Source organism: Pedobacter riviphilus, from assembly GCF_014692875.1.
Lineage (GTDB): Bacteria > Bacteroidota > Bacteroidia > Sphingobacteriales > Sphingobacteriaceae > Pedobacter > Pedobacter riviphilus.
In genome coordinates, this window is record NZ_CP061171.1 from 513403 (window position 1) to 525326 (window position 11924).

The window sequence follows — 11924 nt, forward strand, 5'->3', positions numbered from 1 at the left end:
TTAAATTCCCTAAAGCGCTTCGACAAGCTCTCCATAGGAGTCCTTTGAACAACATGACAAGTTTGAATGGGATCACAACCTATTAATACGGCCTTTTGTGTAAGTAAAAAAGATATCATTTTAAACAGGCGCTTAATATTTGTTGTTTGTTAAAAGAAATAAACATTTTGATGGGGAATATATTTAGGCTCTCAAATATTAACCGCTTGGTTGTCAATGCAACAAAAAAGGGGGCTGCAAATTATTTGCAGCCCCCTTTTCGATATTGTGATTAACTTATTTTGCTAATGAAGCAGTTTGTTCTGTACCAGTTACTGGCGAACTCACTTGTGTTTTCATTGCCGCAAATCTGTCTAAATTCAATTTTGGTGTGCTTCCCATTACCAAGATATGCTCTCCGGTAGCGCCGCTTAATTTTAAATCTGCACGGTCTTCAATTACAGTATATAAACTTTCTGTATCTGAATCGATTTCGGCAACCGCATTTCCTTTTAAGAATAACTGAAGATATTTAGCATCCAATTTGCCTGCTGTTTTTACTACGGCATTTTCAGATGCCTGTACCCTATAGATGTTGTTTACATAAACAGTAATCTTAGCTGTATTTTTATCTGTAGAGCTGATTTTTAATGCATGTCCATCCTGGATCACTTTTACTACACCAGTGTTATCATCGTTGTAGCTTACGCTTTCTTTTTTTCCTTGTATTAATGTAATTTCTACATTTCCACTTACAATAACCTGGCTGATGTTTTTAGGTGCCGACATTTTGATTGGCTGTTTCTCACCTGCCATTACACTTGTTGAGAAAATAGCAGAACTTAAAACGATAGCTGCCAATACTGATTTTGTTAGGGTTTTGATTGAGGTTTTCATAATGCTGTTGTTTATATTTTTGATTAATATTTTGTGATTGTTTTGTAGATAAGACGCCACTACAGGCAAAACGTTGCAGCAGAAAACCCGTAATTATACCAACACAGTGTAATTCTCGACGAACGGGTTTAAAAATCGGGCGAAAAGGAACTCATTTTTATTGGAATGAGCTTAACCCAAATGCTTTGAACTTAACTTTGTCAGTAATATTGCTGCGGTTGCGGTGACGATTTATCTTAATCGTCACTGTAACTCCACTGTTTTTCAGTTAAAAGCTAATCGCTCAGGATGACAATGCCTTTTTGTTTTCTCCTTAATTTAATGCTCTGTTGTTATATCCAGGCCTGATGGTTGTACGATGAGCACAATACTTTTAGCAAGGATACATGTGTCTGGTTGCAAACATTTTTTAATGTTCCCTGTTTGTTTGGAAAGAACTTAATCGGAGGTTATAATTAATTAACGGATTTAATCTTTAAAAATTTAAGTGAATGGCTAAATCAAAAAAGAAGCTGGAAGCGCACTCATCTGGTACAATTCCTAAAACACTTACTGGTATTTCCGGACTTGATGAAGTCACGCTGGGTGGGTTGCCTTCAGGAAGGCCTACACTTATTTGTGGCGATGCAGGTTGTGGCAAAACACTTTTTTCCATAGAATTTATTGTAAAAGGCGCATTGTATTATAATGAGCCAGGAGTATTTATGGCTTTTGAAGAAAAAGCCGAAGAACTTAAAGCGAATGTAGCTCCGCTTGGATTTGATCTGGAACAGTTGGAAAAGGATAAAAAGATAAAGTTAGATTATGTACACATCGACCGCTCGGAAATAGAAGAAACAGGGGAGTACGATTTGGAAGGACTTTTTATTCGTTTGGGTTATGCAATAGATAGTATAGGGGCAAAAAGAGTGGTGCTTGATACGATCGAGAACCTGTTTTCGGGGTTGCGCAATGCTGCTGTGCTACGGGCCGAAATCCGAAGACTTTTTCAGTTCCTAAAATCGAAGGGTGTTACCGCAATCATAACAGGAGAGCGTGGTGGAAATAGGCTCACCCGCCAGGGGCTTGAAGAATATGTTTCAGACTGTGTGATTTTACTTGATCATAGAATTACCAACCAGATTTCGACCAGGAGGCTGCGGATTGTAAAATACCGTGGATCTTTCCACGGAACGAATGAATATCCCTTTCTGATAGACGATGAGGGTATCTCTGTGCTTCCGGTTACCTCTTTGATGCTGAATCATGAGGTTTCTTCGAAAAATCTGTCTTCAGGTATTCCTGCGCTTGATAAAATGCTGGGAAATTCCGGCTTTTTTAAAGGGAGCAGTATATTGGTTTCGGGTACGGCCGGAACGGGAAAGACCAGTATAACGGCCACATTCGCTAATTCTGCCTGTTTACATGGAGAAAAATGTCTTTTTTTTGCATTCGAAGAGTCTCCAAAGCAGATCATTAGGAATATGCGTTCTATCGGTATCGATCTTCAAAAACATGTAACAGAGGGCTGCCTGGAATTTTATGCCTCGCGGCCTACTTTATATGGCCTTGAGATGCACCTGGTGGCGATACACAAAGCGATCAAAAAATTTAAGCCCTCAGTAGTGGTGCTCGATCCGATTACCAACCTGATAACGATAGGATCAGTAAGTGAGGTGAAAACCATGCTTGTACGCCTTATCGACTTTCTACAGGCAGAGCAGATTACGGTAATGTTTACAGCACTTACCTTTAATAATATGGTGAACGAACAGACCGATGAGGGTATATCTTCACTTGTTGATGCATGGTTATTGATCAAAGATATTGAGAGTAACGGCGAAAGGAACAGGGGATTATATATCATGAAATCCAGGGGCATGAAACATTCCAACCAGATCAGGGAATTTGTGATTACCGATCAGGGGCTAAACCTGGTGGATGTATATCTTACCGAGGATGGTGTGCTTACTGGTTCGGCAAGAGAAGCACGTATGCTTTTGGAGCAAACTGGTGAAGTTATTCATGCCCAGGCAGTTAGCCGCAAAGACCGGGAGCTTGAACGTAAACGGAAAATCTTAGAATCAAAGATTGAAAGTTTAAAATCAGAATATGAGTCTGCAGAAGAAGAACTCAATAAAGTTTATGTAGAAGAAGCGTTGAAAAAACAGATTATGGGCGAAACGCTGAGCAAGATTGCCGATATGCGAAGGGGAAATACAGATAGTAAAGAAAAAAATATAAATAAAAAAAGAAATAAATAGTGGGAAAAGCATACGAACTCCGGCTATACGTAGCTGGTAAAACGAGTAAATCGGTAGCTGCGCTTGAAAACCTGAAGAAGCTCTGTGAAGAACATCTGAAGGGGAAATATAGCATTGAGGTAATCGACCTTTTGGAAAAACCACAACTGGCTGAGGGTGATCAGATATTTGCGATTCCGACATTGGTGAAAAAAGTTCCTGAACCGGTTCGCAAAATCATTGGCGACCTCTCAAATGAAGAAAAGGTATTGGTGGGATTGGATATACGCACAAAGGTTAATCATTAAATATGTCAATAGGAAATCCAGCTCATCAAGATAGTAACCCAAGCGTCGAATTTTTTTCGCTTAGGCTTTTCATTGCTGGTGCATCACCGGTTTCCGCAAGGGCAATTGTTAACATCCGCGCAATCTGCGAAGAATTTATTGCCGGCAGATACGAGTTAGATATCATTGATGCGCATCAGCAGCCATTATTGGTTCAGCAGGAGGATGTTACCGCCATTCCGATGCTGATCAAAAAATCACCCATGCCTACCAAAAAGCTGATTGGGGATTGTTCGGATCGCGAGAAAGTATTAAAAGGGTTGGGTATTAACCATTAAGTTATGCAGAAGACAAATGAACATATCAGTCTCGAGCGTGCCTATGAGGAACTGCGCATCCAGCTAGAGGAAGCTAACGATATTATTCATGCTATCCGCTCGGGAGAAGTTGATGCCCTGATTGTAGATGGTGAAAATGGTCGGCAGCTTTTTACGCTGAAGAGTGCAGACCATACTTACCGCATCTTTATTGAACAGATGAGCCAAAGTGCACTAACCCTTGATGCATCTGCCCGGATATTGTATTGCAATTCGCAGTTGGCCAAACTTTTATCGCTACCCTTAGAAAAAGTTATCGGGTCAAACTTTTTAACGTTTTTTTCAAAAGAAGACCAGGCCATTATCAGAGAAATAATTGCCGTTGCTTGGGAAAAGGATTCCAGAACAGAAATCAACATTATAAGCAGCGCAGGCATTCCTTTGCCCGTTCAGCTTTCTTTAAAAGTGCTTAATCTTGATGAGGGGACCGCACTAAGTATTATTATTACTGATCTGAGCGAGTTGAAGAAAAACCAGTTGCTTTTAGAGACCAGAAACAAAGAACTTGAAGCAACGAGGAAAACAGCGGATGAACTCAATGAAAATCTTGAAAATATCGTCAGGCAAAGAACCCGAGAACTGGAAGCGACCAACGAGGAGCTCGCAGCTGTCAATGATCTCCAAACAGAAATCAATAATCAGCTCAATAATGCGCTTCACGCGTTAAAGGAAAGTGAAGATAACCTACAATCTGCTTTCGATGCAGCTGAGCTGGGCAGCTGTAACCTGGATATTAAAACAGGACGTGTAGAAGCATCAAAAAGATTCAGGGAACTCTGCGGTCTGCCTTTGGAGGAAGAGGTTAACTGGAAAATGGTGATGGAATGTGTTGATGCCGAGCATCTTTCAGATTTCGAGCAGGTTTTTAAGGATTGTATCAATCTCAGAAAACCATTAGATTATACTTATCTCATCAGGAATCTTGTTTCAAGTGAGCACCGCTGGGTGAGGATAGTTGGAAAGGCTAAAAGGAGTAGTGGTGCCGATTTTGATAGTATTTACGCGGTTTTGATGGATGTAACAGATCAAAAACGTGACGAACAGCGAAAGAATGACTTTATTGCAATGGTTAGCCACGAACTTAAAACACCGCTTACTTCCATGAAAGGTTATATTCAGGTGATGCAATTGAAAGCCAAGAGCAATCAGAACGATTTTGCAGATAAAGCGCTTCAGCGAGCTGAGCGTCAGGTGAATAAAATGACCAGTATGATCAATGGTTTCCTAAACCTTTCGCGCCTGGAGTCAGGGAAAATGCTGATGGATTTTCAGCCTATAGAAATGTCTTTGCTGCTTGAAGAAGTGGTTGAGGAGTATATCGCAACAGTAAACAGCCACGATATAAAGTTTGCATTTCAGCCAGGTCTTTTTGTGAACGTAGATAAAGACAAAGTTGGGCATGTGATTAATAATCTAATCAGCAATGCGATGAAATATTCGCCTGTAGATAGTGAAATAACTGTTGAGTGTTATCCTGAAGGTGAGACAGCAGTATTCCGGATAGCGGACCATGGGATGGGAATAGATGAGAATGACATTCCAAAACTGTTCGAACGGTTTTACCGGGTAGAAAGCAATCGAATGACAACCGTTGCGGGTTTTGGAATAGGACTTTATCTATCTGCAGAGATAATTCAGCGGCATGGCGGGAAGATATGGGCAGAAAGCGAGATAGGGAAGGGATCTGTTTTTTATTTTAGTTTGCCTTTACTTAATCCTTCCTGAGTTCGATTAATATTTATGCATTTTGATTCGTTGTAGCTCCCTTTTTCTAACGCTATCGTCAAGCTGAATTTATTTTACAAGTAGAAATAGCGTTTTCAATTGCCTTGTTGCTAAACATGATCAGCATCTTGGTAAATAGACCCTGATCGCGAAGTTTCGGGACAGGGCGACTACTTTGAGTTAAAAATATCAGCCGGAGAATTTTTAAACAAATATTAATAATCGAACTAAAGTTTCCATGAACCTTTAGTTCGAAATTGATGCATTCAGTTGCCTCGCGATCGCAAATCTTCCCATATACTTGCCGAGCTGTCTTAAGGATTATGGCAGGCTAAAATTTAATCGATAGTTTTTCAGAAACAAGCGCATTGTTTTTATAATACTCGAAGAACCAGGCTCCGTTCTTTTTTAAAACTATGCCGTTTACATTCCCATTGTTCGAAATATAACAATCTTCTACAGAGGTTTTTAGTAAGGTCATTACAATTTTAGGTGTTGCATCTATCAGTTGGTAGCCATTGCTTATGGGCTGTGCATATAATAGTGCTTCTGGTTGTACTGTTTTGGTTGCAACTGGCTGATTAACAGGTGTAGGTGCTGTTTTAGTCTCCGTGTTTGTATTGGCTGGCACTGTGCTGGTAACCACGGTAGGGCTGCCTGCTACATATTTAAAATCGTTAAAGGATGTAAAAGCGTCTTTCAATGCCAGGTTGTAAGAGGTTTCATATTCCTTCTCCCTGCTTTTGCCTGCCTTGCTCTTTATCACCACAGCGCCCTTACAATCTTTAAGTAAAAGGGTAAGATTGGTCACAAACATGCTATTGTTTTCCTGCAGTTCTACCACCAGTGCCTTACATCTATCTGTTGCAATTTCTTCAGGTATTTCAGCATTATCAAAATACACCGTAAAACCCTTCTCCTCAAAAAAAGCCTTGGTGAGGGTATTTAAGCCATATTGATTAACCTGTTTGAGAAAGCTAAATTTCTCGGGCACAATGATGTATTTGTAATTGGCAGTATTAGATTGAGCCTGTACAGAAAAGGAGATTGCTAAAAAGAGAATAAAAAAATATCTTTTCATCATGGTTAACGGAACTGGGTAAGATTCTGCACCAATTTATAGAATGAAACGGAGAAAATCAAATTTATCGCTCAATAACATCCATATTCATCCACCTGTAAATTGGGTTAGATCTTATCAGCAAAAAGAACAATGTTTACACAATCGGTTGCATTAATCGATTCAATTGTTTATTATTATGGCGATTAATGATTAAAATCTAATCATAATACTGCGTTTGTAGCGTGTAATAACCAAATATTCCAGAAAAATGGAGGAGTGCCAACTCATTAAATTAGAAGCCTGGTTTAAAGCCCGGCGTATTTCCTGTCTGAAGATTGTAGCCAAAAGTCTAAAGAAACTACCGGCCTGGATTGCTATTAAAGAACAACCAGCCTGGTTGTTAAAATCTTTTTCTTATTGCGAATTAAAACAAATTATAACCTAAATCTGAACAGATGCTTAACATTCAAACCACAAAACTATTCTGGGCTAGTTGTCTTGCATTACTAGTTACCTCCCTTTCTTTCGGCATCCGCGCCGGTATAATGAACCAGCTCGGTATCGATTTTCAATTAAGTACTTCCCAATTGGGCACCATTACGGCTGCGGCCTTCTGGGGATTTCCACTGGCCATCATTGTTGGAGGTTTTGTAGTCGATATAATTGGTATGAAGCGCTTGCTGGTAATGGCTTTTATTTTTCACCTGGCTGGAATTGTGCTTACCATTTTTGCCCAGGGCTATTGGAGCCTGTTTTTATCTACCTTGCTCATCGGCATTGCAAATGGCACTGTAGAGGCTGCTTGTAACCCATTGGTAGCCGCTTTATATCCAGAAAATAAAACAACCAGGTTAAATCATTTTCACTTATGGTTTCCCGGTGGCATTGTAATCGGTACCTTGCTGGTTACCCTGTTTGTTCAGCTTGGACTGGGCTGGAAAGTGCAGGTGGCCATGATGATTATTCCTACTTTGATTTACGGATACCTGTTCTCGAGGTTGGATTTCCCGGTTACCGAAAGGGTATCATCTGGTTATTCGAGCTCAGATATGTATAAAGCAGTACTTTCTCCTTTGTTTATCTTTATGTTCATTTGCATGTTCGGTACTGCCATTACCGAGTTATTTACCGGGCAATGGATAGGCTTACTGCTTAAAAACGTAACGGATAATGCTATTTTATTGCTTACCCTTACCACAGGGATCATGGTCATTGGTCGGGGTTTTGCCGAACCTGTAGTTCACCGCCTTGCTCCTCAGGGTGTACTGCTCTTATCCGCAATATTTGCCGCAGCAGGGCTTTACATGCTGAGCACCTTTACCGGAAATTCTGTTTTCTTTGCTGCGATCATTTTTGGTATAGGCGTTTGTTATTTCTGGCCAACGATGATCGGTTTTGTGGCAGAAAATGTTCCCAAATCGGGAGCCCTTGGCCTAAACCTAATGGGGGTGCAGGGATGTTTGCTGTTTCTATTTATACGATGTTTATGGGTAGCTTTTATGATAACCTGATCGTTAAACACTTACCTTCTGGTGCCTCGCTTAGCGCTTATTTAAAAGCTCCTGAAGGTTCTGCACAAGGGCAGGCGCTTGCCAACGCTAAAAACCTGGCAGGCCCTGAAATTTTGCAGGCTACCTTGATTATCCCCATAATATTAATTGTGGCTTTTGGCGGATTGGTGATATACCTGCGTTCTCGGAAAAAGAGCGCTGCTATAGCTTAATAATAAATCTTCCGTTTAATAAAGAATAATATCTACAGGTTTATGATGCTAAACTTATCATAACTTGTAGATATTTGCGCTTTTATTTTTAAACCGTTGTATCGTTCCTCAATAAATTAATTACACTAACATACTCCCTGGAGGGCACTCATATGGGTTTTTGCCCGCTTCAAAAATTCTGGTGTATTCACTTCCTTCCGTTGTGATTTTGTGATCTAATATCCTGACCCAATTGCCTTCACGTAAGCCTATTACCTTAATGTTGTTCTGTGTTAGAAACTCCATAATTCTCGTTTCCCTTGTTTCTCCGTTATGTTTTAATTCCGGATTTGGGTCGAGATAATGAGGATTAAGGTTAAATGGAACCAGGCCCATGCATTCAAAAGAGGAAGGATACACAATAGGCATGTCATTGGTGGTTTTCATATTCATTCCACCTATATTGCTCCCGGCGCTGCAGCCTAAATAAGGTTTGCCTTTTTTGATGTTTTCACTTAGCTGCTCCATCAATCCCAGTTCGTGAAGTGTTTTTACCAGAAGAAAGGTATTGCCTCCGCCAGTAAAAAATCCTTTGGCTGCATCGATAGCGCTAATGGGGTCATTAAATTCGTGCAGGCCTTTTACCCTGATGTTTAGCTTCGAGAAAAAATCCCGCGCTTTGCCTGTATATTCTTCGTGCGAAATACCTCCAGGCCGTGCAAAAGGGATAAATATAATTTCATCTAATCCGGCAAAGAGCTTAATCAGTTCATCTTTTAGGTATTCCAGGTAATTACCGCCGAACAGCGTAGAGGTAGAAGCGAGGATGACATTCATTGTAATCAGTTTCAGTTCTAGCAATAATAGCTTGTTTTTGTAAATCTAAAAAATATGCAGACTTTTTTATTTAATTGTGTCGGCATTTTTGAATTGTGATCTACTCCCGGTTTCTCCAATACAAAATTGGTAATTTAAAAAGCAGGATTGGGCCGCAAAATAATTTATTGGGAATTTTAAAATAAATGCATTTAATGATAAGATTGTGTAAAAGAATTACTTTTACACAAAGGAATTATCTGTCAATCATCTATCCTTAGCGTATACATATGCAACTGCTTTTTGATAAGGTCAAAAATAAAATCAGACATCAGATTTACATCTTTGTTTTATCTCGGTTTGGCTTTGGTAACAGGGTGCCCAAAAGTATATGGGAAAAACAGTTTTATGGAAACGACTGGGATTATCTTTACACTGAAGCCGAAAAAGGCCATTACCTGGCAATCGTAAATCTATTTAAAAAAGTGCCATTTGGCAGTGTTCTGGATGTTGGCTGCGGCCAGGGGGTACTTTATCATTATCTTAAAGCGGCAGCAGAGCCATTAAATTATATGGGAATTGATATATCTGGTAATGCAATTGGAAAAGCAAAAGCTTCATTTCCGGAGGCTAATTTTAAACAGTTAGATTTCGACTACCAGAAGTTGGAAGGAAAGTTTGATGTAATCATTTTTAACGAGACCCTGTATTATTTCAACAGACCTTTATCAATTATTCAAAAGTGTATCGATGAAAACCTGAATAATGGTGGCTATTTCATCATATCCATGTGCGATTATATTGGCCACGAGGTAATTTGGCAGAAACTAAAACAGCGATATCATTTTCTTTCCATTGAAGAGATCATAAACCTGAATAAACAGAAATGGAAAATAGGCTGCTTTAAGCCTTAAAAAAAATTGAAGTGAAAGGAGGGGGTCAAACAGCGCGCGCATGAGCTGATAGCTTTGGCTGAGTTTAAAAGAAATGGAGTTGGCGGTATCCGATTGGTGTATGCCTATCCTGCGCAGGGCAAAATTACTTTCTTTAGCCTGATAAATAGAAAGACCATATCCGTAACCGGAAAGCCTTAAAAGCTGTCTGTAATTTTTGGGTACATCCCCATAAGGGAAGGTAAAGGTGTGTACTTTTTTGTCGATTAGTGTTTCAATAATTGTTTTGGAAGCTGAAATCTCTTTTATAAAATTTTCAGTACTAATTTGGCTAGCCCTTAAATGATGTTGGCCATGGCTTGCAATTTCCATGCCCCTGCTGCTTAGATACTGTAATTGTGCTGCCGTTATTAAAGCAATCTTTGAAAATCCCTGCTCGGCCACATCCCAACTATTATATCCACCAATCTGTGCAGTTGGGATTGAAAAAACGGCCTTCATATTCCTTTTGAGTAATTCTGGAACTGCAAATTCAAAAAGCGTTGCCGGGCAGTCGTCAAAACTCAGTATGACCGATTTTTGATGTATAGCGCTATTTCTTTCTCCAATTTCTTCAAAGGTAGTGGTTTTAAGCCCTTTCCGCTCAATAATATCAAGCAGCAGTTTAAACTTTTCAGTATTAATGCTCCAATCAGCTATCCCCGGGTCGGGAAAATCATTAACATGATGAAGCATGATAATTGGAACTGGCATTTTTAACGAATTTCGCGCTCCTTAATTTTAACTGCAGGGTTGCCTTGATAAATTGCATAAGCAGCCAATGCCTTTGTGGCTACACTGCCCATGGTAAGTACGGCATGGTTATGCACCTTTATGCCCGGGCATACCTTGGCTGCTGCCCCAATCCATGCGCCATCTTCAAGTGTAATGGGAGCAGTAAACAAATCGAAACTTGTTTTACGGTAATTATGATTTCCGGTTATCAGCATGGCCTGTTGCGAGATACAGCAGTTATCGCCTATATATACAAAGTCTAAGTTCTCGATGTAGCAGTCTGCAAGCCAGCTATAATTGCCGATAACGAGTTTCCATGGGTATTTAACATATATACCTGGCTTAATCCTAACTTCTTTTCCAATTTTTGCCCCAAATAACCTCAGCAAAAAAACAAGTATACTACTTATTGGAATAAGCTTAGTTTTAAAGAAAAACACATCTGTGAAATACCATAAAAACTGTTTTAAAGCCGAGGCTCCAATGTGGAAATTGCCTGTGTTAAAGTTTTTATTTAGTTGTGTCTTGTTCAAGGTAAAGTTAATCTTGCTGAGGTTGATCGGTATCTTCGTTTTTTGTTTTGTTAACTTCTTTTGTATTTTTCTTGATCCAGAGGTATAACATTACAAATATGCAGATATATACAATTACGTTAAAGATCTCGTGGTGGTAAGTAAAGTTTTGCCTTTGCGATTCGAAGAGGCCAAGCAGAACACCTAACCCAGCAATGCGGCAAACATTTAAAATATAAATCGTCACAATCCCAGTGGCCAGCATCTTAAAGGTAGATTTCCATGGAGCAGGGAATGCCAGTACAAAGGCTGCTAAAAAACTCATCACCCCCAGGCCAAGACATGAATAATTGATGCGGAGATAAGGCCCTGCTACAACCATTACATCCGTTTCGTTATAGATGGCGTAAAAGCCAAATGCTTTGATAATCCATACCGCAGGAACAATTAATGCTGTTCTTAAGCCTTGTATATAATTGAAATGTGCACTGATTGTTGCATTATAATATTTTGCTCCCGGGCTAGTTACACTGTTCATAAACAGGTTTGCCTGACTGAATAAGATATATAATACAAAAAGCGCTACTATAAATTTTATTGCTTTCTTATTTGCTTGTTTTCTGGCTTCTTTGGTCTGGATTTCGTTCATATCTTATTCGGATGTACAAAGGTAAGTT

The 11924-nt window shown here is 39.6% G+C and carries 13 protein-coding genes; 7 read left to right on the plus strand and 6 right to left on the minus strand.

Annotation, left to right across the window (positions count from 1 at the left end):
- Positions 1–276: 276 nt before the first annotated feature.
- A complete protein-coding gene (locus H9N25_RS01965; protein ID WP_167293082.1) occupies positions 277–876 on the minus strand; it encodes a GIN domain-containing protein in 600 nt (199 codons plus the stop codon).
- Between the two features lie 491 nt (positions 877–1367).
- On the opposite strand from H9N25_RS01965, the gene kaiC reads away from it, so the two are divergent.
- Genes kaiC through H9N25_RS01985 form a run of 4 tightly spaced genes read left to right on the plus strand, consistent with a single transcriptional unit; the run spans position 1368 to position 5487 of the window.
- A complete protein-coding gene (gene kaiC, locus H9N25_RS01970; RefSeq protein ID WP_167293083.1) occupies positions 1368–3119 on the plus strand; it encodes a circadian clock protein KaiC in 1752 nt (583 codons plus the stop codon).
- The gene (gene kaiB / locus H9N25_RS01975; RefSeq protein ID WP_208398852.1) at positions 3119–3406 is read left to right on the plus strand and encodes a circadian clock protein KaiB; all 288 of its coding nucleotides are present in this window, start codon (positions 3119–3121) and stop codon (positions 3404–3406) included. Before kaiC ends, kaiB begins: the two co-directional genes overlap by 1 nt.
- Positions 3407–3408: 2 nt before the next feature.
- A complete protein-coding gene (locus H9N25_RS01980) occupies positions 3409–3723 on the plus strand; it encodes a circadian clock KaiB family protein (RefSeq protein ID WP_167293084.1) in 315 nt (104 codons plus the stop codon).
- 3 nt (positions 3724–3726) lie between these two features.
- Positions 3727–5487 (plus strand): PAS domain-containing sensor histidine kinase, encoded by a 1761-nt coding sequence (locus tag H9N25_RS01985; protein WP_169501980.1) that lies wholly within the window; start codon positions 3727–3729, stop codon positions 5485–5487.
- A gap of 331 nt (positions 5488–5818) precedes the next feature.
- Here the strand turns inward: H9N25_RS01985 and H9N25_RS01990 are convergent, their stop codons facing one another.
- Entirely contained in the window at positions 5819–6571 is a 753-nt protein-coding gene (locus H9N25_RS01990) for a hypothetical protein (RefSeq protein WP_223833544.1), read from the minus strand.
- Positions 6572–7005: 434 nt separating this feature from the next.
- On the opposite strand from H9N25_RS01990, the gene H9N25_RS01995 reads away from it, so the two are divergent.
- Entirely contained in the window at positions 7006–8061 is a 1056-nt protein-coding gene (locus H9N25_RS01995; RefSeq protein WP_223833545.1) for an MFS transporter, read from the plus strand.
- Positions 8037–8273, plus strand: coding sequence for a hypothetical protein (locus tag H9N25_RS24280; RefSeq protein WP_223833546.1), 237 nt, complete (start codon positions 8037–8039; stop codon positions 8271–8273). Before H9N25_RS01995 ends, H9N25_RS24280 begins: the two co-directional genes overlap by 25 nt.
- Before the next feature lie 120 nt (positions 8274–8393).
- Here the strand turns inward: H9N25_RS24280 and pepE are convergent, their stop codons facing one another.
- A complete protein-coding gene (gene pepE / locus H9N25_RS02000; protein ID WP_190327772.1) occupies positions 8394–9089 on the minus strand; it encodes a dipeptidase PepE in 696 nt (231 codons plus the stop codon).
- Positions 9090–9358: 269 nt separating this feature from the next.
- Here pepE and H9N25_RS02005 point away from each other — a divergent pair, with 269 nt between their 5' ends.
- Positions 9359–9982 (plus strand): class I SAM-dependent methyltransferase, encoded by a 624-nt coding sequence (locus H9N25_RS02005; protein WP_190327773.1) that lies wholly within the window; start codon positions 9359–9361, stop codon positions 9980–9982.
- Here H9N25_RS02005 and H9N25_RS02010 read toward each other — a convergent pair.
- From H9N25_RS02010 to xrtY, 3 genes are read right to left on the minus strand one after another with little or no spacing between them, the layout of a single operon-like run.
- Positions 9896–10714 carry a polysaccharide deacetylase family protein gene (locus H9N25_RS02010; RefSeq protein WP_190327774.1) on the minus strand — a complete coding sequence of 273 codons (819 nt, stop codon included), beginning with the start codon at positions 10712–10714 and terminating at the stop codon, positions 9896–9898. The genes H9N25_RS02005 and H9N25_RS02010 overlap by 87 nt on opposite strands.
- A gap of 2 nt (positions 10715–10716) precedes the next feature.
- Positions 10717–11268 (minus strand): WcaF family extracellular polysaccharide biosynthesis acetyltransferase, encoded by a 552-nt coding sequence (locus tag H9N25_RS02015; RefSeq protein ID WP_190327775.1) that lies wholly within the window; start codon positions 11266–11268, stop codon positions 10717–10719.
- 7 nt (positions 11269–11275) lie between these two features.
- The gene (gene xrtY, locus H9N25_RS02020) at positions 11276–11896 is read right to left on the minus strand and encodes an exosortase Y (protein WP_190327776.1); all 621 of its coding nucleotides are present in this window, start codon (positions 11894–11896) and stop codon (positions 11276–11278) included.
- Between the last annotated feature and the right edge of the window lie 28 nt (positions 11897–11924).